This window comes from Armatimonadota bacterium (genome assembly GCA_028871815.1).
Lineage (GTDB): Bacteria > Armatimonadota > Chthonomonadetes > Chthonomonadales > Chthonomonadaceae > REEB205.
This window is the reverse complement of sequence record JAGWMJ010000008.1, coordinates 179209-200422: the sequence shown is the minus strand read 5'-3', so window position 1 is coordinate 200422 and position 21214 is coordinate 179209. Positions and strand designations below refer to the sequence as shown.

Here is a 21214-nt window from a genome sequence, read left to right as displayed (position 1 = left end):
CCGGCAGCAGTACCGCGCGCCGCAGCAGTTCCGGCAGCAGTACCGCGCGCCGCAGCAGTTCCGGCAGCAGTACCGCGCGCCGCAGCAGTTCCGGCAGCAGTACCGCGCGCCGCAGCAGTTCCGGCAGCAGTACCGCGCGCCGCAGCAGTTCCGGCAGCAATACCGCGCGCCGCAGCAGTTCCGCGCGCCATCGCGGCCCCAGTACCGCGCGCCATCGCAGCCGCAAAAGCGCCGCTAGACCGCCGCGGCATCGGGAGTGTTCGGCCATGCAAACGGGCCGGAGCTGGTTGCTCCGGCCCGTTTGCATGGGTGCCTGTGACCTGCGCTATCCGTGGAAAGGAAGAGACCGTTGGCACAATCTGGAAAATCGACCGCCGTTGGATTCTGTTTGGAGAGCAGCTGGCGAACCGTGCCGGCGCCGGCGGCAGGCACGGCGAAAACCATCGGCAGGCCGGTTACGACCATTCACTCGTATACCGACCTGGTTACCACCGATTCGACGTACCAGTCGGTCACCTCGGTACTGCGGCCCTTTATCGCCGGCGATGTTGGAAGCTGGCTCTGGCTGCAGAGCGGTGGGAACGGGCTGCCTGGTCGCTATCACGTCGGCTCGGTCACCAGCGGCGCCGCGACACTCGATCGGCCTTGTGCCTCCGCCAGCCTCTCACTGGGCGTCGGGCCCCTGGAAGCGCCCGGCAATCCGCACCGGTTCTTCATCGTAGAGCCCGGCGCGGGCATTCTGGCAAAGCCGATGCTTAACAAGCCATTCAACGAGCTGGACGGTGGATTTGAGTTGAAGCGCACCATCCTGGAGCAGAAGCAATACGAGGGAACGTTCAAGCTCTTCGCCGATGGCGAGAACCTGCAGTACCTTCTGATGGGCGTGTTTGGGCGCGACATTCAAACGCAGCTTGTGGCGGGCGCCAATCAGCACCAGTTCTCGCTCAACAGCCTGGGAGTTGCACCCAGTTTCTCGGTGGAGGAGATCTTTGGCGACGCCACGTACGGGCGGCTCTCCACCGGGTGCCTCGTGGAGAAGCTGACGCTGGATTTTGCCAACACGCTTACGGCAGAGGCGCAGCTCTGCGCGTTCCGCCAGATTCCCAACAGCTATCCGGCGCACAGCAGCCTCACTCCGGCCGATTTCACGTTCGGCTCAGGGGCGTCGGTCTATCCGGACTGCATCGGCGGTAACGGCGTCAATACGCTGGTGCGCACGGCGCAGCCCATCTATATCGATGTGGCGCAAGGCAACAACGGTCAGGGCCCGTTTGTATTCGGGTCTGCCGCCGCCGGATCGCAGGCGGCCTTTTCCGGTGGATTCGTAACCATAGATGGGGCCGCATACGCTGCCGAGCTGCAGCCCGGCCTGCAGATCATGCTGGAGCGCAAGCTGGACCGGCAGCTGGTGATGGGCAGCGGCTACGATCAGGGTGTGGTGAGCGGGCAGGAGCTTCAGGTAACCGGCAAACTGCCGGTGGTGTTCACCGACGCCTCCATTCCGCTTGCTGGACTGCGGCACAGCGACGTGGGCCTGAATTTCAGGCTGGTTGGAGGCCAGATCGGCGCAACCGGCCAGACGTACAGTCTGGAGGTCTACCTGCCGCGCGTCAAGCTGGAGAATGTCGGTCTTCAGGCCAATGACAACCTTCTGGTGGTCAATGCCACATTCACGGCTCGCGTAGACCCCGGGCTGGGCTCCTCAGCGCTGCTGACGCTGGTGAACAGCTTCGACAGCACCGGGGTCGACAGCCTTGCGCCGGGCGCGGGCGGCCTGGGGGGCATGGCGCTCGTCTAGAGTGCGTGGACTAAAGCGCCTGCGAGAAACAGAAGCAAACGCCGTACGGCTCCTTGGCAAAGAAGACGCGGTGCTTTCGGCCGTCCCACTCCTGGAGGTCGATCTCACCGGGCTCGATGCCGGCCGAGACAAACTCGGCTCGCAACTGCTCAACATCACGCACAGCAAACCAGCAGCTCGCCTGCTGCGGATCGTCTTTGTTCTCTACCAGTCCGATCTCGGCGCCACCACGTTTCAGATGCGCCGTTTTTGCGTCTCGTGAGACCACGGTGAAGCCGAGTATCCGCGTGTAAAACGCGAGAGATGGCCCGATCGTGTTAACGGGCACCGCCATGGGATCGGTGGCGCCAATGCCGCCTGCCGCCAACCAGTTGGTGTCGGAGCTGCCAGGAACGTACGGTACGTCGTGGCCTCGGGCGGCCGCGGCGTCACGGTGAAGGTGGCCGGTGCGGCCGCCCTCCGGGCATGGTCCCTCGAACCACCAGGCCGCAAAATCCTGATACACCGCCAGCACGTCGTGCTCATCGCCGGCGCGCGTGCAGACGATGTCACCGCGCGACACGTCAAACTCACACTCCTCGGTAAGGATCCTTGCGCTTCCCGAGAAGATCAGCCAGTACTCATCAAAATCGTGATAGTGACGGTCGAAGCGGCCGCCATCGGTGGATACACGGAAGATTCCTGCGCTGGTGACGTCACACCAATCGGGCCGGTTGCCGGCCGCCAGCGGATGTTGGGACGTGTGAATTACGGGCATCCTAAACCTCCTGCGCGCGCTCGACGGCGCTGCCAAGCATCTCCTGTACGGCTACGGCGCGCCCGGTGCGCGCACTCTGGATGGCGCCGAAAACGAGAGCCACCGATTGCAGGTTGGCTTCCACGTTGGTCTCCATTGGCGGCCCACCGTCCAGCCACTCTACAAACTGCTCCACCAGCCAGGCGTTTGCCCACTTCGCCTGGTCGATCATATCAATACGTTCGGCACGCTCAGGCGCGGCGGTTGACCACTCACGGCCGGCGTCGTAGGCGTAACGTACCAATTCACGCCGGTCCAGGATGAGCGTGGCGTTCCGGCACTCGGCGCGGATGTACTCGGTCGTCCAGCCGTTAAGGCCAACGGCGTTCGATTTCGCGCCCTCGTAGTGGGCGCGCACGCCATTCGTCATGTGCATCGTCACCAACCCCTGGCAGTCTCCCTGGTACTCAGCCCAGTCCGGCCTCCAGGTCTGAGCGTAGATGGTGTCACACAGGCCGCCCGCCATGTCGGCCAGGATGTCGAGATGGTGCACGGCTCCTTCGATCATGAGCGGGTCGTCCATCTCCTGCCGAAACCGACCCCAGCTGCCGTACCGCCGGCAGTCGCAGGTGAAGCGGCATACGAGGTAGTCCAGTGGGCCGCTGGCAGGTTCGCGGATCACTCGTCGCAGCGTGGTTTTGTCGCGGTCAAACCGGTGGCTCATCGTAACGGCCATCTTGACCCCGGCGCGCTTTACTTTGGCGGCGATGCGGGTGGAGGCTTCCAGAGTATCGGCAATCGGCTTTTCACACAGGATGTGGAGGCCGTGGGCCAGGGCTTCATCCACAACCTCCTCGTGGGTTACCGGCTGCGTGACCACAATGCAGAAATCTGCTTCGTGCGCATCCATAGCGGCTTTCGCGCTCGAGAAGAGCCGCTCATCGGGCAGGTGCAGGGCCGTACGGGCGTTCTCGAGCGCCGCGGGATCACGATCAGCCGCTGCCACCACCTCTACCAGACCGTCAGCTACGTTTGGCGGCAGAAAATCATGGCACCACGAGCCGCCCCAACCACCGGTGCCAACAAGGATCGCTCGATATGGTTTCACAGGGTTTGCCCACCTTTGCGCGCTTCAGTTTACCGGAGCGCGGACCGAAAGGAGAAGATATGACGGCTTTGTTTCCCACCGTGCGTGAGCGTGAGGTGGAACTGCCCGATGGAACCCGGATAACGGTGCGGGGGCTGAACGCGCTGCAGCGGGATGAGGCACGAGAGAATGCGGAGCTTGCCGCGCTGCTGCAGTTGGCGCGCTGGGCCACCGGTACACCCGCGGCTGCCGCGCTGGAAGCTCGCTTCGCCGCCCTCGATGCCCGAACTCAGGCGCACTATCTGGCAGCGAACGCTGCCGTGGTGGAAGAGTGGCTGCTGCAGGCAGAGGACCAGTTTCCCGCGTTCAGTGACGACGCGAGTGTCTCGCTGGATTCGCGGCTGGCGGCAGCGGTGAAGTCGGCAGCCGAAGATCCTGCCGCGAAGCGTGAAGCATGGCTGCGGAGCAAGTACGAAGCGTCTGTGGAATCCGGCGCCGCGCGGCCTGATGGCGAGCGCTGCCGGATGTGCGCCGCCGCGTGGCGTGAACGGCAGTATCGTGACCGCTTGACAGCGCGATTCGCCGTGGAGGTGATCGTTCGGGCCGCACGCTGCACGGAGGATCCGGCGCGGCCGTTCTACCAGAGCGTGGAGGCCGTAGCCGAGCTGGACGATGCCACGATGGCCGCGCTGTGCCGGGCCTATCGTGAAACCGACCCGGTCAACCCCCAACAGATCCCTACCTCGCGTTCCGGCTCCTGAAGTGGCAAGCGGCGGCAGCGCGCAGCAAGCTGCCGATCTTCGCTCTGGCCGGCCTTCCGGTAGATCGCGCGGACATGCCCTGGTGGGCCACGGCCGTTCTGCTTTGGCTGGGCCTCGCACAGGCGATCTTCGACGCGCCCGGTGAGGCTGGGGAGGCGGCGCGCTACAAGTTAAAGACCGCGCTGTACGGACCGGCGCTGCCGGGATACGCGCGCGGGCCTGCAGCCCTGTATCGAATCTACGAGGAGCTCACGGCGATGGCGTAACCCGATCGGCAGCACACGGCGGCCAGCCGCGAGGCTGTTGGTTGACCGTATGGAACGGCCGGTGGCGCGCCGGCTGCCGTCGCGGTTTACTCGGCGTTGAACTCAGAACCCGCTACCCAACCGGGTGCTGGGCTGCCTCCAGCGCCACCGCTCGCGGAAAGAGAATGCTGTTCTCTTTATGGATGTGCCGATGCATGTCGGCTTCGAACTCCGCCAGCGCCTGGAGCATGGCGCGATACGTATTGCAAGCATCCTTCGGCGGCGCGAAGTCGTTGGTCAGCGCGCGCGCGAGTTCCAGATCCTCTCCGACCTCGGTGTGCTCGGCCTCCATCCTTCGGATTGGATTTTGCACGGAGCCGCAAGGCGTGCCGGTTGCCGGCGAGCCACTCTCCAGCGCGCGGCACAGCGGGAAGAGAACGTACTCCTCCTTGAGCAGGTGGTTATCCAGTTCGGTGCGCATCGAGGTGATGACGCTTCGCAACTCTACCAGTTCCGGGTGTTTTGCTCCGTGCGCCCTGGCAACCTTCTCCGTCAGCATGCTCAGCCGGGGCAGCGCTTCGCGCACATAGGCGTGGTGCGTCTGTTCGATGTGGTCGCACAGAGCGGTCAACGATTCACGCGTCCAGTCCTGGCCCGGCAGCGGAGCTGCGGGCTCGCACTCGGCCAAATCGCGTAGAACATCCTGAAGCTTAAGGTTTTTCGCGGAGCATGCCTCGGAAAGCGGACGCTTGCCGCCGCAGCAGTAGTCGAGGCCCCACCGCTCGAAAACTCGCGACCGAGCCGGTTGTTCGGCCACTAACTGGCCAACCGTCATCTCCGGCGTAATTGTTGTTCCCATAATCTACTCCCTTAAGGCGCAGCGACTGCTTTGCGATGACGACGGCCGTGATCGCAGCGCGCTCCGCAGCATAAACACGACTTGAGTATCTTTATATCCGTATTATACCACATTTCCGCACTGCCCAATGCAAACAACGCCTTCCTGCGCACCTGCAGCACCGCGCCGAGCCGATTTATGCAGGATGCAACCTGTGATCCAGACACTTCGTGAGGAGTTCGCGGCGTTCTGCCTCATCGGTCACACCGTCTAGAGATGGATAGAGGATATTGTGCTCGCGAAGGTCGTGGTGCTCCATCAGGCGCTTGAATGTCGCCTGCTCATCCACCAGCGCAATGATCCGTCGCACAAGACCGGACGCAGGTTCATCCATGTGCTCCAGATCGCGCTGGAATGTGGCGATCATTTCGAGCATTTTGTGGTGCTCGGCCAGGAAGAGAACCACAGCTCCGCCGGCCACCGGGCGCGCACGGCGGTAGACAGGTATCAGCAGCTCCTCCTCATCCGCAATGTGACGTGCGAGAGCCTGCTGGTACTTTTGAAGTCGCATCTGCGCGGTGACAACATCCAGAGCCACGAGCGCCTCCTGGTGCAGCAGGAACAACTCCTCAAGCTCACCGTGGACTGCCAGTAGGTCCAGGAAGCTCGTGAATCCGGCTGCCGGCCCGGGCCCTCCTGAAGTCATGGTGGATGCGTCACTCTCTTCCGGTGGCGTTCGGGTTCGGCTAGGCCGTCCACCGGTTGGTGACGGGGCGCGGCTGGTGTCGACTCCTCAGTTGTGCGAACCCTTCCGCTGTCTCAATCACTTCGCGGGGTCGCAATGTGCTGCGGACCAGAAAATCGGCCTCCGGCGGATAGCACGCCGGCGGCGCGCCCGCAGCGCGGAGGGCAGCCTCCTCGTCGATGGTGCGCGTCACTTCGGCATTTGTGGGCAGCGCGGCGCTCTGGTAGCGCAGATCCATGCTCCAACGCACCCGATTGGTCCTGTTCTCAAAGCTGGCGTGCGCCGTGAGGTTTGTCAACAGGAGGGCGCTGCCACGCCGTACCGGAACGCACAGCGGCTCGATTTCGGGCAGCGCCTCGTCCGGGATTTCCAGGTACGGCTTTCCGGTACGGCTTCGGTGTCGCATCACTCCCCTCTTGTGGCTTCGCGGGAGCACCCACATACAGCCGTTCTCTTCATTGGCATCCACCAGCGGAAGCCACACCGTAAGCACCAGAGCTTTGTCGCAATATGGTTCGAAGTAGCCGGAATCCTGATGCCATGGCACGGGGCTCTGCACATGGCCGGGTATCTTGGGCCGCAGGCGATAGACCGAGCTCGCAATCAACTCCGGCCCGCAGAGCTGCTCTGCAACGTCCAGAAGAGGCCCGTGCCGCAGCAGGTTGAAGATCGCGGGGCCATGGAGCGCGCCGTCCCAAATCCCGCGAGCCACAGCGTCGGTTTCCGCACTGATACGGGCGAGCCGCGTCTCGAATCCCTCCTCTTCGTAAAGGCTCGTAAGCCGGCCATCGGCGAGCAGAAGGCGCGCCCGCCGATCGATCTCGGCGGTAATCTCATCCGCTACCGGCGTGAGCACGGCGTCATCAAACAGGCCCGTGGCAACCAGGAAACCCTCCGTGTGAAAGGCTTCGATCTGGGCTGCCGTTAACCGGTGGTCCATCCTGTCTCCTTCAGATCCATCTGAGCAGATTCCGGCGCTGCCGCCTGCCGGGCGAACCGGGGCCGTTTCACGCCGATGGGCTGCCGTCCCGAGCCGCTACCAGGGCCGTCCTGGCCCTGGTAAAGGCGACTTCCGGGTCGCCCTCCGGCCAGTTGCACTCTATCGAGATGCGGGCATCATATCCGGCGCGGGCCAGCGTGGCAAACAGGCCGGCATGGTCATAGTCACCTGAGCCGGGCGGGAGCCGGCGCGTGTCCGCCGTGTGCACGTGCGCCAGAACGGATGCCGAGTCGACGATTGCCTGCAGCGGCTCCGCCTCCATCTCCATGTGCCACGTGTCGGCCAGGTTCCGCACTCCGGCGCGACCTACCCGGCGCGCCAGTGCGGCGCCCTCCGATACCCGGTTGATGACGTTGCTCTCTCCCCGGTGAAGTGGCTCGATCGCCAGCGTGACGCCGGTGGCATCGGAGGCATCGGCGCATGCTTTCAGAAACGCCTCCAGCTGTCTCATTGCCTGCGCTCTGGGAAAGCCATCCGGCACGTTACGAGCGCCACCGCTCCCGAATACCAGAATGCGGCCGCCGACCTCGGCAGCTCGCTGGAAGGCGCCGTTTACATACACGCGCAAGCGCTCGGCATCGGCATTTGGGCCGACCACCTTCTGGTTGCGCACAAACGAGTTGAACGCCTCTATGGGAAGTGGAGCGGCAGATAGCGCACGTCGTCGTTCCCTCCAGGCAGCCGGGTCTCCTTCCGGTTCCAGATCGTCGGCCACGGAGAGCTCCAGATAGTCAAATCCGGCCGCCGCGGCCTCGCCGGCGTGCTTCAGCGAGGTGCATACTCCGAGTTTCATGGAATCACTTATACCCGCATGCGGCAGCACGGCCCGCACGGGAGATTTGACCCGGTCTTCAGGTGCGAATCCGGGCCGAACGGACCTACCCACCGCATCGGTACGCCTGTACAATCGTGATCGAGAACAAAGTATCCTTCTTCCTGGCTGTCCTCCGCGTGTCGGAAGGCAGCCATTTTTTTTGGGTGGCGGCCGGGTCATGCAGGCGCCGGCGCCGGTTTTGGAGAATCGACTCTCCGAACGCGGACTACGCATGCCGGCGGAAGTGAGATCTCCGTGAAATTCTCCATTATCGATCTCTCGCAGCCCATCTTCGACGGCGGCCCCAACTGCCCGGCGCACCCACCCGTGCGCAGCGAGGTCGTGGCGGATCATGCCGCAGGCGGCTGGCGTATGGAGCTGTTGACGCTGGCAAGCCATACCGGCAGTCATCTCGATGCACCGCTACATAAACTGAGAGGCGGCGCGTCGATCTCCGAAATGCCGCTGGAGAGCTTTACCGGGGCTGCGCGGATTGCCGATCTGGTTCCGCTGGAGCCGAAGACCAGCATTCTGCCGGAACAGCTCGAGCGTGCGGCGCCCAACCTGCATGCCGATGAGATCCTGCTGGTGCGGACAGGCTGGGGCGAGAAGCGTCAGAGGTCCAACGACTGGCTTTTCCAATCTCCAAAGCTGTCTCCGGCTGCGGCAAACTGGCTGGTGGAGAAGCAGATTCGCGGCCTTGGCATCGATCACTGGGGTGTCGGCGGCTGGGACCCGGAAAACGACGCGACGGTGCACACCATTCTCCTCAGCCACGGAATCTGGATTGTGGAGGAGCTGCGGTTTACGCCGCAAGCCCTCGCCGCCGGTCAGCCGGTAACGTTTATGGCGCTGCCGGTGAATCTGCAGGATCACTCGGGCGCGTGGTGCCGTCCGGTGCTGCTGACCGATATCGTGGTGAGCGAAAACGGATGAACCGGGTAAGCGGTGCGAATCGTTCCATGGAGGGTTTGCAATGAACCTGACGATAGGACAGCATCAGATCGAAATGGGCGGCCCACTGCTGGGCGAACTCCGGCCATCCAACGACCTCATTGGCGACTGGGAAGGTTTGCGTGGCCGGATGGAGGAGGACGGATACCTCTTCATCCGCGGGCTGCACCGCCTCGACACGGTGCTGGCGGCCCGCCGTATGATCCTGGAGAACCTGGCGTCCAACGGCCAGATTGACCTGAACCACGAGTTGATGGAGGCCGTGATCGCGCCGGGAGCGCGAGGCTCGTTTTTTGGAGGCAGCAAGGCGCTCACGCGGCAAAAGCCGTTTCTCGACCTTGTGGAGTCGCCGGAGATCATGGGTTTCTTCGCCAACCTGCTTCAGGGAGACGTGATCACGTTCGACTTCAAGTGGCTGCGGCTGATCGGCCCGGGCGATACCAGTGGCGCGCATTACGACATCGTCTATATGGGACGTGGAACCCAGCAGCTCTACACCACATGGACGCCCATCGGCGACGTTCCCTATGCACTTGGCCCGCTGGTTGTTCTGGAAGGCTCACACAGGAACAAGGCGTTCGACCGCGTCAAGGCAACCTACGGCAAAATGGACGTTGATCGCGATCACGTGACGGGCGCCTTTTCGGATGACGCTCTGGAGATGGTGCAGCAGTTTGGTGGTCGCTGGCTCACCACAGAGTTCAAGGCCGGCGATGCCATTCTGTTCGGTATGTTCACGATGCACGGATCCGTGACTCATACGGGTGACCGGTTCCGGCTTTCCTGCGATACGCGCTACCAACGAGCCGATGCGCCCGTGGATGAGCGCTGGGTGGGAGAGAACCCGATGGCGCACTATGCGTGGACCGTTGGCGAGACGGTTCCAATGGCCGAAGCCCGCAAGCAGTGGCGCGTTTAGGCGCATGCAGCTCGATATTACCGGCCGCAATGCGCTGACGCCCTCATCCCGCTTCGGTTACATTCGCGGCTCCTCCCAAGCGTCATGAGGCGCACAGCACGCACGTCGCCCCCGCTGGCGTTCTCGACCTGGCGCGATCTCTGGGTATCCCTCGACGGGATACCTGAGTTGCTAACTGCGGCCGACGCAGCCTTGAGGCGACGCATGGCTGGAAACCACCGGGTACCGCAGTGGTCGATCTCCGACGGGGATGCGAACGCCCTCGCCTTGGCCGTGCGCGCGGTCCAGGCGTGGGCGGAGGGCGAGCCACCTCGTGATGTTGCGGCACGACCGCGTCTCGTGCGACGCATCCACGATATCGTAAGTCCCGCCCTACGGGCCGCGGCATGGCCGCGCTGGCTGCTTCTGGAGCGAGCTTTTCTCGATGCTTCGGCCGCTGGCGATCTCTTGTTCGCTGCGGTGGTGCTTCGGACTTTGAGCGAGGAGGCGACGCGCCTCCACGCCCTCGACATAGACGCGGATGGGCTCGCGATTTTGGCGGGATCGACCGCGGCAGTCGACCAGAATCGATTGAAGCAATTTATTTCGTTTGCTTGGGTGTCACTTGGCTTGCTTCCAGCGGACACGGTCTTCGAGGGATCAGGCTGGCCCTCCTTATTCTCCACGGCAAAGGCGATGCCTCGGCTCGAAAGGGCGCGGGCCGCGCTCAACAGCTATGTACATCCGAATTATGGAAGCCATATCGCTGCACTCTTCCCCGAGCGCACGTCTGCCGCGCACCTATTATTGGAGGCGGTTGTCGAGGTTTACGATTCGTTCTTCGCGCTTTCCTGGTCAGAGAAGCCAGTAAGCGGGCCCGCCCTTCCTTTGGGCATCGGTCCGTTTAAATCATGGAAGCATACGGCTCGGCGGCTGCTTTCTCATACGTTGCCGGAACTTCGACGCACGGCAGAAAATGATGCCCTGGCCGAAGTCCTAAAGGCACCGCACATTACCGAATGGCTTACGACCAAGAGGGATGATTTGTCGGCCACGCTTCGCGATCCCGCTGAAACCGCGCTGGTCGAAGACCTTCCGCGGCGTCCAGCAGGTACTTTTGGCTCTCGCGAACTCGAGTTCATGACGTGGGATGGCGCTCGTGCCGTTGACATCCTCACATTTGCCGGTGCCCGGCGTGCCGAGCAAGAGCTTGCTTCCGAGTTTCCAACCGGCGCCCCTGATACGAGCGATCAGGTCCAGTGGCTACGCTTCAATGCCCTTTCCCTTCAGCTCGCGATGGCGATCGACCAAGTAAAAGCTGCGGCTTTCAAGACACAACTCGTACGACAGGTTGTGCAAGGTAATAGCTTGGCCGCACTCCTTTGCGTTCGCTCCTTGATCGAGCATCGAGCGCTGGCGGTCTGGCTCCCGAACCAGGTCGGGGAGGCGTTGGACGGTGTGGCCGCTGAGATCAAGGCAGCGGGGAAACTTCCCCACTCCGCCAGTCAGGCCGAGACAGCGCTTGCGAACTTTCTGGCTGGACAGGGAAGAGAAACTAAAGAAGAGCGGCGAGCTTGGCTTCTGACAGCGCATGGCACCGTGCGCGTCGCTCGGCTCAATCTCCGTAATATCGTGGAAGCCGCATTCCCGGGAGATGATGGGTTCCGCAGACTGTACGCGCTATCCTCCGCTGCAATGCATGCCCGGTCATCCCGCGGCATCGATCTGCTGCTGCACGTTGCGGAAACGACAACATCTGCGCGCTGCGTGGGATTACTCGTGCTGGAGCGCCTCTCCAACCGGGATGAAGAGATGGATCATTTGTCGGCGGCCGTCATCGCATTGTTCCGGTTGGAGCACGCCGCGGCCGTTGGAGGGGCGTCGGCGGCGACGACAGACAGGATAGCCCGGCAAGTGTTTGGACACTTGGACGAAGCGCTCATACCGGGCGCTGACTACCAAGGAGATGGCACCAAGGAGAGCCCGTTTTCTCTCGCCTCACATCTTGAATACCATCAAGCCTCACGCGCGCTGCTGAAGCAGTTGGGAATCGATGTCGCTTCCTCAAGGCGCGTTCTGGATCATGACGCATCCGGGCATCTGTGCGATAAATGGTTCGGGCCCGACCGGGAGTATTGGTTCAAAGTGCCTTTCGATCGAGTGGGAGCAACTCCATAGTCAACGAATGTACACAGCCGGTGCGCAGCGGGGCAGTGAACCGCTCAGTCAGTCGACCGGAGCGGCTCGATCGGGACGGCAAGGGAAAAGCGACGCCATCCGGCGTCCGCGATGGATTGGAATGGTTGAGCTTCCTGGTCATCCGCCGAAAGGCTCGTGCCATCCGTTTTGACCGAAACGTCAATAGAAATCAACGTGGAAACCGCCGTACATCTAAGCCGCGAGACGCCCGGGAGGAGGACGGATGTTGGATGATAGCGATCGGTTGTTCACCCCGAAGATGCGTAGGGCGACGTCGGTAGTGATATCCCCTGGTTCAACGGCGAGTACCCCGCATTCGATGGCCTCGGCTCGGCCCGCGCCGAAACCAACAGCTCCGGCACGGCTACGGCGACGCAGGATTTCGATGCGTTTGGAAACACGATCGCGAGCAGCGGCAGCACTAGCAGCCCGTACAACTTCGCCGGCGATTGGGCCTACCAGAGCCACGGCGACGCTGGCCTACTACACGTAGGAGCGCGCTATTACGATCCGCAGGTTGGGCGGTTCGCCAGTAGGGACAGTATGCTGGACCAGATACCGTACGCGTATTGCTGGGGCGAACCGAATGGCTGCATTGATCCAAGTGGCTTTTTGGCGATCACGCACGAGCGGCCAATACCCATCAACGGGTGGCCGGGTGCGCCGCAACAAGTGTGCGGCATCACACCAGAATGGTCCACCCTGGGTTCGTTTGGCCGCGACGTAGGTCAGGACGCCGTCGAGGAGATCCTCGGGGGCATCACAGAAACGGATGGCGTTGGATCGGCCGAGGGCGTGGCAGGCACGATTGGCGATGGTGCCGTAGCTGCCGGACGGGGCATCGATATCGTCGCGAAAGAGGCAGCTACGGATCAAGCGATGGAGAATGACATCAGTGACCTGTGTCAGGAGTACATTCCGCCGAACAATGCGGCTGGATACGAGCATTGGCGGTCAAGCACGCCACCACGACGACGGGCCCGCCGGGCGCCTTTTTTGGATTAGTCTGTCCGCGAATCACCCGGAACAAGCCGGCGCCGGATGCGGTACTGGGTTCGCGCGTGGTGGGAGCCCCCCGCAGTAAACGTCGACCCAGGAACCGTTCCGAGTCGCACGTGGTCTTGTTACCGGGAGTTAAACCATTGTGTAATCGATACCGTGTCGGCGCGATCCTGTGCGTAGTTGTTCTTAGCGTGCTAGGTGTTAAGGTGATAATGTCCTTTGTACGCCGCGTAAATGTAGGCGCGGTCGGCCCAACCGGAGGCGAGACTGCGCTCACGGGCCTAATCGCGGGATATCCCGCACCCTCCCGTGCCTGGCGGCGGGGCGACGCGGTTGCCATGACTGAGCGGGTGGGATTTATCGCTGCCAGCGAACCGAACAGTCGGATTCACGGTGGTGTTGCGCTCAACATAAGGCAGAAATGCACTTATGCCGGTCCGGGCCTGACGTTATTCGATGCGACACGCCGTGGCAGCCGGGTCGGGCTCAAACGCGGTTCGTTTGCAACCCACGATGAAACATTCTGGTCCGCTGGCTGGTTCCGTCGTGTCAGGATGGCAAATCCGGCCGCCACGCCGAACTGGTCCGACGCTTTCCAGCAGGCGAGGAGTGTCGCGACGGATTGGACAGGGCTGGCACCCGGGCAGCGAAGCCCGTCGCAACGTGACTGGAATTGCTCGATACCGTTCGGTCCGGGCCACCATACCGCCAACGTGCGAACGTCGCACGTTAGCGATGTGAAACTGCCTGGCGCCGGGCGCGTGATGGTAATGCAAACCGCGATCACCACCACCGTGCCCGGGTTCATAATCCGCGTTAACTGGTGGTTCGCGACCAAACCCGGGCTTGTGGTTCGATGGCGCGCTCGAATTAGCGGATTGCTCGCGCCAACGAAAGCACAGGGCGACAATACCATCGTACTGACGGGGGTTGTGGTCGCCTACCGCCTAGGCGGCAGGGGACCGATGACGGTGATTGGCTGGGCCGGCCGCTGATCGCGCTCCGGCATTCGCTGGAGACGCAGAACCGGCTCACGCTTAACCCCCGTTTCAGGTGTGACACGAGCAGTGCTACGAAGTCGTTCGCCTGGCATCTGTCGGCGGCTCCCGCCCACGGTCTCTCTTGGGCCGACGGTGAGGTGCTTACCCCCTTGGAGTCGCAATCAACCGGCCGGACCACCGTCGCACGACGCAGGTTACCGACGCCAACAGCAACGTGGTAAAATTCGGATACGACTGGGGCAGCCGCATCACTTCGGAAACGCGAACCGGCTCAAACCCGTATTCGATTTCGTATACGGTGGACCCGGTAGGCAACCGGACCGGCGAAACGGTGGGAAGCACCTCTACGAGCTTCACGATGGATAACGACGATGAGCTTACGTCGACCAGCGGCGGATTCGCGAACAGTTACTCGTACAATGCAAACGGCGAACAGACCGGACGGACGCTGGCCGGCACGGCGTACACCCTCGCCTTCGATTACGACGGCAGCTCAAGTCGATCACGCAGGGCACAGCGGTGACCGGTTTCGGCTATGACGCTCTCCGCCGCCGCGTGAGCCGTACCGCTTCAGGCACCACCACCTCCACGCAGTACGCCGGCGGCGCGCCGGTGACGGAGACGCAGGGCAGCACCTTCACGGCGGCTTACACCCTCGGCACCGACCTGCTCCGGCGTAACGGCGAGTATCCCGCATTCGAGGCGCCGGGCTCGGCCCGCGCCGAAACCAACAGCTCCGGCACGGCTACGGCGACGCAGGATTTCGATGCGTTTGGAAACACGATCGCGAGCAGTGGCTCAACGTCGAGTCCGTACAACTTCGCCGGCGACTGGGCCTACCAGAGCAACGGCGACGCTGGCCTACTACACGTAGGAGCGCGCTATTACGATCCGCAGGTCGGGCGGTTCGCCAGTAGGGACAGTATGCTGGACCAGATACCGTATGTGTACTGTGGTGGGGATCCCGTGGACTGGGCGGATCCAACTGGGCATTTTCGTCCCACTAACGCAGAACTCGGTGCAATCATCGTTGGCGTTGGCGGGGCGATAATAGGCACGGTCGTTGGCATAATCGCTGCTGGCCCAGTCGGTGGAATCGAGGGCGGAATCGAAGGCGCAAAGACGGGTATCGCGGTCGGCGCATGGATTGGAGGGACTGTCGGTGCGGGACTTGGAGGCTACGTAGGAGCCCGAGAGGACGGGGACAACCAAGCCGATGCGCTCACCGAGGGCGGAATCGCGATGATAGGTGTCGGGTTGACCGGCATGTGCCCGGCGCTCGCGGCGTTATGGCTGGCAAAATGAGCGACGTGCGATTATTCCAGTACGCGGTCGTGGTTGCCGCGGCCTTCGCGGCCTGCCTACGGGCGTGGCTGGCGCGTCGCTTCCGTCCCGTAGCCGATCGCCGAGCCGTCGACGATGTGCTCGGATCGCTCTCCCTACAATGTGGGGCCAGTAGCGTCTTATCGGCGGCGGCCTATCTCCTTGGCGCACCGCAGATTTTTCGCGGACTATGCATCGCAATGGCGGCCGTGTCGGTTGGTGCGTCCGCCTCAGCCTTTCCAAGCCGGATGATCGGCGTCCTCCGTGGGCTATCTGGCCGACTGACGCGACGGTATTAGGCCGCCGCCGAGCGCACGGGTGACTTCGACCCGCGGCCGCACGCGCTGACGGTCCGCTCCTTTGAGGCTTGCGGAGTGACCGCGGTCCCGGCATCGTACCGCGAGTCCAATTGCTTACCCGGTACGACTGGGGAGCCGCCTCACGTCGGAAACGCGGACCGGCTCAAACCCGTACTCCTTTTCGTATACGGTGGACCCGGTAGGAAACCGCACCGGCGAAACGGTGGGAAGCACCTCTACAAGCTCCACGATGGATAACGGCGGCCGGCTCAAATCGATCACGCAGGGCACGGCGGTGACCGGCTTCGGCACGACGCCCTGGGCCGCCGCGTGAGCCGCTCCGCTTCAGACACCACCACCTCCACGCAGGTTGCCGGCGGTGTGCTTCGTCAGCTGCGCTGAGCGCCGCGCCACGGCGAGTGCGCCCTTTTCCCGTATCGCCGCTTGCCGCGCAATACAGTAAGATAGGGTTCGCGATTACGTACCGTTAAGCCGGGAACGGCAGAGTCTCGCCGCACAAAGGAGCTTATGATGACCCTCCCACTCACAAATCCGGACTCACCGGAACGCATCTTCGCGGTCCTCGGCATGTTTGAGACTACCGAGGCGCTGAACACCGCGCTTGAACTGGATCTCTTTACGGCAGCGGCTTCCGGCCCGCAGTCTGCGGCGCAGATTGCCGCGGAGACCGGTGCATCCGAGCGCGGAGTGCGCATCCTGTGCGACTACCTGACGGTGCAGGGCCTCCTGATCAAGTCCAACGGCCTCTACTCCAATCCGCCCGACGTCCAGCGCTTTTGCAATCGCAAGTCGCAGCAGTACCTCGGAGATATCCGACGGTTTCTCCTCGGTCAGGCGCGCGAACAGTTTCGGCGCCTTACCGAGGCCGTCAAGTCCGGTGGATCGACGACCACCCACGAACTGCATGGCGAAAGTGATCATGCGAGGTGGGTGGAGTTCGCGCGAAGCATGGCGCCGATGATGTTCCCGGCCGCCTTGCAGCTTGCGGAGCTTGTAACGCTGCCCCAAGGGGAGTCGAGCGTGCTGGATATCGCGGCCGGGCATGGCCTGTTCGGTATTCAGGTGGCAGCGCGGCACCCGGGCGCAGTCGTCACGGCTCAGGATTGGCCTGAAGTGCTGGCGGTCGCGCGGAGCAATGCGGAAAAGTTTGGCGTGGCCAGCCGGTTTCGCGAGCGGCCGGGCGATGCTTTTGAGGTCGAATTCGGTACCGGCTTCGACGCCGTCCTGCTGCCAAACTTCCTCCACCATTTCGACGCCGAAACCATTGTTACGCTGCTTCGCAAGGTCCGGGAGGCGTTGGCGCCCGCGGGAAAGGTGATGGTACTGGAGTTTATTCCCGAGAGCGACCGGGTATCGCCGCCCGGGCCCGCGCTATTCAGCCTCGTAATGCTGGCCACAACCCCACGCGGGGAAGCCTGGACCTTTGCTGAGTACCAGACAATGCTGGAGACCGCCGGCTTCGGCGATATCGCCCTGCATGCCCTGGCGAACGGCCCTCAATCGGTGGTTTCGGCGTCAAAGGCGTAGCTGGTTTCGACGGTTGAATCCGTCGAAGCGACCTGAGCGCCCGAGTGAACGCAAGCCTTTCGTATGTGGCGATGCCTGCGCCGCTGAGTTCGATGGCGCCAAGGAGACCTGCATGCTGTGGCAGAGCCGTAGCGCCGGTGCAGCCGTATTCTGACGGCTGGACGGCACGCAGATACGGGATACAGGTGCGATCGGCACGGAAGCCGGCGGTTGGTCGCCGGTTGAGCGGTGGGCCGGCGTTGCCCGGTGTGGTTAGACGCTCTGGGAGACCCGGATTACCGTGTAAGCGCGCAATCCGCCCGGAGTTTCCACCTCAACTACATCGCCGACCCCGCGCCGCAATAGCGCTTTTCCAAGCGGGCTGGTGCACGATATCCGATCCTGCAAAGGATCCGCCGAATGGGTATCCGTAATCACGATCTCCCACTCTTCTTCCTCGTCCTCCTGCAGCACCACCACGCAGCCCAGGCCCACAACATCCGCCTGTCCGGGCTCTTCGTCAACCATCACCGCGCGGGCCAGCACAGCCTCCACCTCGGCGATCCGGCCGTTCAGTATCGCCTGCTCGCGGCGAGCGGCGGCATACTCAAAGTTCTCCGAGAGGTCACCATATTCCCGCGCCTTTTGAATCGCTTCCTTGATCTCGTTGCGCTTCACCGTGCGCATCACAGCAAGCTCCGCCTCAAGACGCGCGCGGCTGGCCGGCGTCAAAATAATATCGCTCTCCTGCGGCATAACTTCACCTGTGTCCAACTGCAAATTTCAGAGTGCTCAGGGTACCTACGGCAGCCGGCGCTGTCAACCTCAATATCGCAACGGCTACAGGCTCTCGACCTCGCGGATCGTACCCAACGCGGCATGAGGCGGAGCCGACTGCGCCTCCAGTGGGCGCCAGTAGAGCGGCGAGAGCAGCCCCGGCGGATCCAGCCGCAGCAGCGTATCGCCACGCCAGTAGCCGGTGTACCGCTGGTTGTTAAAGTTGTAAACCATGGCGCGTTCAGGCAACGGCCACTTCACCGTGACCATGTCGCCGCCCTGCAGCGCCTCCATCCACGCATATCCGTTGCGGATCGTTTCCGAGCGCGGGCGTGACTGGTTGACTATGACCTCAATCTGGTCCGTCGTTACGCCATCCGGTATACGCACGGCGAGCACCCCGCGAGTTTTCATCAGCACCTCGACGCTCCCCTCGTTGGGAACGTGCGAGGTCACTGTTGCCCAGCGCGTATCGCGTGAGAAATGCAAGTTCACCATAACCGCGCCTTCGGGGCGCGTTACGGCGTATCGCCACATGTTGTATACCGAACGGGCTCCCGCTGCCGTGGAGCGCAGCATGATGCGTGGATTGGCGGGAATGAAGCCGTCGTTCGGGTGCGACCAGGACGAGAACGCACCGATCGCTCTGTTGCAAACGTTATCTACCGTTACACCCTCGGGCGGGTGATTCGCGCACCAGAGGTCGCGTGAGAATGGGGCGTCTAACCGCTTGGAAACCCAGTCGTAATCCAGGAGCTGGCTTTCCAGAACGTGATTGCGACCAATCCGTTCGGCTTCGGCAAAGTGAAGTGGACCTACGTGCATACCCAGCAGCAGCGCCGTGGCCAGCATATCCGCAGAGGCGCATATATCGCCCTGCCACCGTTCATCACCGCTGATGGCGTGCGGAAAGAGGCCGAACTCGGTACCATAGCCGGATGCATGCCGAAACGCCCTGGTGGCCCACTGCACCACCTCGTCGCGACCAGCGCAGAGCCCGTACTTCAGCGCTCCCAGGATGAAGCCCGTGGCGCCGGCAAACTGTGCGGGCGCCAGGCTGGTGAGCCGGCCATCCGCATCGAAAGCGCCCGAGCGTTCACAGTGGAAACGGACCAGGCCCGCTGCCAGGGCAAGCGCATCGTTGCTGCCAAAAGCTACGGCCGCGCGGCAAAGCGGAAAGACAAGTTGTGCGCCGATGAGGCAGTCGCCGGCGCGCCGTGGTGGTGGCGTTCGAGCCGTCCAACCAAGGGGTGGAAGCATTGCACCGGGATACCAGCAAGTATCGCCCTCCCAAACAGCGGCCTGTCGCAGTGCGGTAATCAGCCGACGTGCACGTTGGGAGGCGTCCACATCGTCGGTGGCCACGTAGCGCGTCACCCAGGCCAGCAGCGCACCGGACGGCGACCAGTTCAGTTCGGCAACCGGTTCACGCTGGCCCCATGGCGATGGGGGAATCTCCACCATGCCGGTATCCGACTGCGCTTCCCGCAGCGTCCGCGCCAGGGCTTCGTCCAGCGAATCGGCGCTGGCCCCAGTGATGGCACGGGTCAGCGTCAGTGCTTCCAGCAGCCGGCCGGCCGTGTCGGCGTGGTCCCAGGGAGCGTGTAGTGCAATCGGCGGATCCGTGTGGAATTCCGCGTAGCTGTAGGGCAGCCGCCGCTGGGCAGAGTCAGTCAACCCGGAGCAGGCGCGAATGCAGAACTCGGCACGCGCGTGCAGATCGTATGGGCTGGCGCGCAATCGCGTCAGCGCCTCGTCCTGTCCGGCGTTCGCGGCCGGGTTGGTACCTGCCTGCATCGCAGAACTCCTGAGGGCGCCGCCACTTCGTGTATAAAGGGTGCCGCAACACTGCGGCATGCAACTCAGCGCCTATTCTATCACAAGCCGCAAATCTGTACAAGTTGCCGGTCATGGAGGTCTTGCCTGCTCGGCGTCACGTTCCTTATGATAGAATAGTGCGTTCAGCGTGCAAACGTTGCGCCGTAGCCACTCTCCTGACTGTTCGCCGGAAAGATCACCCCCATATGACTCGTCGTGCCTACGTTCCCGCAGCGGTTCTGTATCTGCTGGCGCTCACGCTTGCCGGCGCCGGCGGCTGCCACCGTGGCGGCGCCGCGCGGCCGCATGCCGTGATCCGCACCGCCGGCCTGCACCGTCCCGTGATGCCACCGCTTCCGCCCGGCGGCGTTAAAGGCATTCACCTCACTGGATGGGTCACCGGCGACCATAAACAGCTCGAATCGCTCATTGGGTTGTGCGATAGAACCGAACTGAACGCCATGGTAGTCGATATCAAGGACGACGGTCAGTTGAGCTACGACGCCGACATCCCGCTTGCGAAGGAGATTCACGCCAGTCTGCACATGATCCCACACATTGATCGCGTTGTGGCCGAAATGAAGCAGCACCACATCTTTCCAATCGCACGAATTGCCTGCTTTCGCGACACGATCCTGGCCAAAGCACATCCGGAACTAGCCGTGCACACGCCGGGCGGGGCGGTATGGTATGACGCCACGCATCATGCCTGGCTCAACCCGTATAAACGGGAAAACTGGGACTACAACGTGGACGTGGCGCTGGACGCCATCAAGCAGGGCTTTGAAGAGGTGCAGTTCGATTACGTCCGGTTTGCCAGCGAAGGCAAGGTGAGCACACTGGTCTATCCCGGCAAGCCGAAAGGCGGTCTGCGCGCAGATCAGATCGAAGCATTCCTGAAGTATGCCGCCGCAAAGATCCACGCACAAGGCGCCTGGTTCTCGGCAGACGTATTTGGGCTCTCCAGCCTCACCACGGGCGATATGGGCATCGGCCAGACGCGTACCAATGTTGCCGGCGAGGTGGACTTCATCTGCCCGATGACATATCCATCGCACTACGCTCATGGAGAATACGGCATTCCCAATCCGAATACCGAGCCTTACAAGATCGTGCATCTCTCGCTGGTAGACGCGCTGAAACGGATTAAGGATGTTCCAACGTGCCAGCTGCGGCCGTGGCTGCAGGATTTTAGTCTCTACCACGTGCACTATGGGCCCGAGCAGGTGAAGGCGGAGCTGAAGGCGGCCGCCGATTTGGGCATCCACCAGTTCCTGTTATGGAATGCCTCGTGCCACTACACGGAGGCAGCCCTCGCGCCGAAAGGCGCAGCGGCCGGCAAGGCGGCCGCCGGACCGCGGCACACACGCCCAGGCGCCACGGGGTAATCTC

Annotated in this window: 20 protein-coding genes and 1 pseudogene; 12 read left to right on the top strand and 9 right to left on the bottom strand. The window is 62.9% G+C overall.

The genetic code is table 11. The annotated features are described in order from the left end of the window. Positions 1-226, bottom strand: a 226-nt coding sequence (locus KGJ62_11245) for a hypothetical protein (GenBank protein ID MDE2127156.1), incomplete at its 3' end; no start/stop codon positions are given. Positions 227-349: 123 nt separating this feature from the next. Between KGJ62_11245 and KGJ62_11240 the strand changes: the two genes are divergently transcribed. Continuing rightward, entirely contained in the window at positions 350-1798 is a 1449-nt protein-coding gene (locus tag KGJ62_11240) for a hypothetical protein (protein MDE2127155.1), read from the top strand. Between the two features lie 10 nt (positions 1799-1808). Here the strand turns inward: KGJ62_11240 and KGJ62_11235 are convergent, their stop codons facing one another. Together KGJ62_11235 and KGJ62_11230 are read right to left on the bottom strand one after the other, a co-directional pair. Then, complete coding sequence (locus tag KGJ62_11235) at positions 1809-2132, bottom strand: VOC family protein (protein MDE2127154.1); 324 nt, start codon at positions 2130-2132, stop codon at positions 1809-1811. A gap of 424 nt (positions 2133-2556) precedes the next feature. Continuing rightward, positions 2557-3642 (bottom strand): Gfo/Idh/MocA family oxidoreductase, encoded by a 1086-nt coding sequence (locus tag KGJ62_11230; GenBank protein ID MDE2127153.1) that lies wholly within the window; start codon positions 3640-3642, stop codon positions 2557-2559. Positions 3643-3701: 59 nt separating this feature from the next. On the opposite strand from KGJ62_11230, the gene KGJ62_11225 reads away from it, so the two are divergent. Next, positions 3702-4382 (top strand): hypothetical protein, encoded by a 681-nt coding sequence (locus tag KGJ62_11225; protein MDE2127152.1) that lies wholly within the window; start codon positions 3702-3704, stop codon positions 4380-4382. A 74-nt stretch (positions 4383-4456) separates the two neighbouring features. Then, positions 4457-4648 (top strand): hypothetical protein, encoded by a 192-nt coding sequence (locus KGJ62_11220; protein MDE2127151.1) that lies wholly within the window; start codon positions 4457-4459, stop codon positions 4646-4648. A gap of 112 nt (positions 4649-4760) precedes the next feature. On the opposite strand, the gene ric is transcribed toward KGJ62_11220, so the two are convergent. The 4 genes from ric to KGJ62_11200 all read right to left on the bottom strand — a co-directional run bounded on the left by ric (position 4761) and on the right by KGJ62_11200 (position 8003). Further along, the gene (ric, locus tag KGJ62_11215; GenBank protein ID MDE2127150.1) at positions 4761-5462 is read right to left on the bottom strand and encodes an iron-sulfur cluster repair di-iron protein; all 702 of its coding nucleotides are present in this window, start codon (positions 5460-5462) and stop codon (positions 4761-4763) included. Between the two features lie 199 nt (positions 5463-5661). Continuing rightward, positions 5662-6171: a hemerythrin domain-containing protein gene (locus KGJ62_11210; protein MDE2127149.1), complete on the bottom strand. Its 510-nt coding sequence runs from the start codon at positions 6169-6171 to the stop codon at positions 5662-5664. 40 nt (positions 6172-6211) lie between these two features. Further along, on the bottom strand, positions 6212-7150 hold the full coding sequence (locus tag KGJ62_11205) for a phytanoyl-CoA dioxygenase family protein (protein MDE2127148.1): 939 nt from the start codon (positions 7148-7150) through the stop codon (positions 6212-6214). Between the two features lie 67 nt (positions 7151-7217). Beyond that, entirely contained in the window at positions 7218-8003 is a 786-nt protein-coding gene (locus tag KGJ62_11200; GenBank protein ID MDE2127147.1) for a sugar phosphate isomerase/epimerase, read from the bottom strand. A gap of 288 nt (positions 8004-8291) precedes the next feature. Between KGJ62_11200 and KGJ62_11195 the strand changes: the two genes are divergently transcribed. The 8 genes and pseudogenes from KGJ62_11195 to KGJ62_11160 all read left to right on the top strand — a co-directional run bounded on the left by KGJ62_11195 (position 8292) and on the right by KGJ62_11160 (position 17248). After that, positions 8292-8960, top strand: a complete 669-nt coding sequence (locus KGJ62_11195) for a cyclase family protein (GenBank protein MDE2127146.1) — start codon at positions 8292-8294, stop codon at positions 8958-8960. Between the two features lie 40 nt (positions 8961-9000). Then, positions 9001-9897, top strand: a complete 897-nt coding sequence (locus tag KGJ62_11190) for a phytanoyl-CoA dioxygenase family protein (protein ID MDE2127145.1) — start codon at positions 9001-9003, stop codon at positions 9895-9897. 474 nt (positions 9898-10371) lie between these two features. Continuing rightward, positions 10372-12054, top strand: a complete 1683-nt coding sequence (locus tag KGJ62_11185) for a hypothetical protein (GenBank protein ID MDE2127144.1) — start codon at positions 10372-10374, stop codon at positions 12052-12054. Positions 12055-12360: 306 nt separating this feature from the next. Then, a pseudogene (locus tag KGJ62_11180) lies at positions 12361-12684 on the top strand (hypothetical protein). A 605-nt stretch (positions 12685-13289) separates the two neighbouring features. Further along, on the top strand, positions 13290-14072 hold the full coding sequence (locus tag KGJ62_11175) for a hypothetical protein (GenBank protein ID MDE2127143.1): 783 nt from the start codon (positions 13290-13292) through the stop codon (positions 14070-14072). Positions 14073-14292: 220 nt separating this feature from the next. Beyond that, on the top strand, positions 14293-14601 hold the full coding sequence (locus KGJ62_11170; protein ID MDE2127142.1) for a hypothetical protein: 309 nt from the start codon (positions 14293-14295) through the stop codon (positions 14599-14601). Continuing rightward, positions 14598-15383, top strand: a complete 786-nt coding sequence (locus KGJ62_11165) for an RHS repeat-associated core domain-containing protein (GenBank protein MDE2127141.1) — start codon at positions 14598-14600, stop codon at positions 15381-15383. The genes KGJ62_11170 and KGJ62_11165 overlap by 4 nt, the downstream gene beginning before the upstream one ends. An 845-nt stretch (positions 15384-16228) precedes the next feature. After that, complete coding sequence (locus KGJ62_11160) at positions 16229-17248, top strand: methyltransferase domain-containing protein (GenBank protein MDE2127140.1); 1020 nt, start codon at positions 16229-16231, stop codon at positions 17246-17248. 252 nt (positions 17249-17500) lie between these two features. On the opposite strand, the gene greA is transcribed toward KGJ62_11160, so the two are convergent. Next, complete coding sequence (gene greA / locus KGJ62_11155) at positions 17501-17983, bottom strand: transcription elongation factor GreA (GenBank protein ID MDE2127139.1); 483 nt, start codon at positions 17981-17983, stop codon at positions 17501-17503. A gap of 84 nt (positions 17984-18067) precedes the next feature. Further along, positions 18068-19801: a hypothetical protein gene (locus KGJ62_11150; GenBank protein ID MDE2127138.1), complete on the bottom strand. Its 1734-nt coding sequence runs from the start codon at positions 19799-19801 to the stop codon at positions 18068-18070. 227 nt (positions 19802-20028) lie between these two features. On the opposite strand from KGJ62_11150, the gene KGJ62_11145 reads away from it, so the two are divergent. Continuing rightward, positions 20029-21210 carry a putative glycoside hydrolase gene (locus KGJ62_11145; protein MDE2127137.1) on the top strand — a complete coding sequence of 394 codons (1182 nt, stop codon included), beginning with the start codon at positions 20029-20031 and terminating at the stop codon, positions 21208-21210. Positions 21211-21214: the final 4 nt, after the last annotated feature.

What these genes read in the sequence shown, in the direction of transcription:
- KGJ62_11235 (MDE2127154.1), bottom strand. Translation starts at nt 2,132, where the DNA reads ATGGCGGTGCCCGTTAACACGATCGGGCCATCTCTCGCGTTTTACACG.
- KGJ62_11225 (MDE2127152.1), top strand. Translation starts at nt 3,702, where the DNA reads ATGACGGCTTTGTTTCCCACCGTGCGTGAGCGTGAGGTGGAACTGCCC.
- KGJ62_11220 (MDE2127151.1), top strand. Translation starts at nt 4,457, where the DNA reads ATGCCCTGGTGGGCCACGGCCGTTCTGCTTTGGCTGGGCCTCGCACAG.
- ric (MDE2127150.1), bottom strand. Translation starts at nt 5,462, where the DNA reads ATGACGGTTGGCCAGTTAGTGGCCGAACAACCGGCTCGGTCGCGAGTT.
- KGJ62_11210 (MDE2127149.1), bottom strand. Translation starts at nt 6,171, where the DNA reads ATGACTTCAGGAGGGCCCGGGCCGGCAGCCGGATTCACGAGCTTCCTG.
- KGJ62_11205 (MDE2127148.1), bottom strand. Translation starts at nt 7,150, where the DNA reads ATGGACCACCGGTTAACGGCAGCCCAGATCGAAGCCTTTCACACGGAG.
- KGJ62_11200 (MDE2127147.1), bottom strand. Translation starts at nt 8,003, where the DNA reads ATGAAACTCGGAGTATGCACCTCGCTGAAGCACGCCGGCGAGGCCGCG.
- KGJ62_11190 (MDE2127145.1), top strand. Translation starts at nt 9,001, where the DNA reads ATGAACCTGACGATAGGACAGCATCAGATCGAAATGGGCGGCCCACTG.
- KGJ62_11175 (MDE2127143.1), top strand. Translation starts at nt 13,290, where the DNA reads ATGTCCTTTGTACGCCGCGTAAATGTAGGCGCGGTCGGCCCAACCGGA.
- KGJ62_11160 (MDE2127140.1), top strand. Translation starts at nt 16,229, where the DNA reads ATGATGACCCTCCCACTCACAAATCCGGACTCACCGGAACGCATCTTC.
- greA (MDE2127139.1), bottom strand. Translation starts at nt 17,983, where the DNA reads ATGCCGCAGGAGAGCGATATTATTTTGACGCCGGCCAGCCGCGCGCGT.
- KGJ62_11150 (MDE2127138.1), bottom strand. Translation starts at nt 19,801, where the DNA reads ATGCAGGCAGGTACCAACCCGGCCGCGAACGCCGGACAGGACGAGGCG.
- KGJ62_11145 (MDE2127137.1), top strand. Translation starts at nt 20,029, where the DNA reads ATGACTCGTCGTGCCTACGTTCCCGCAGCGGTTCTGTATCTGCTGGCG.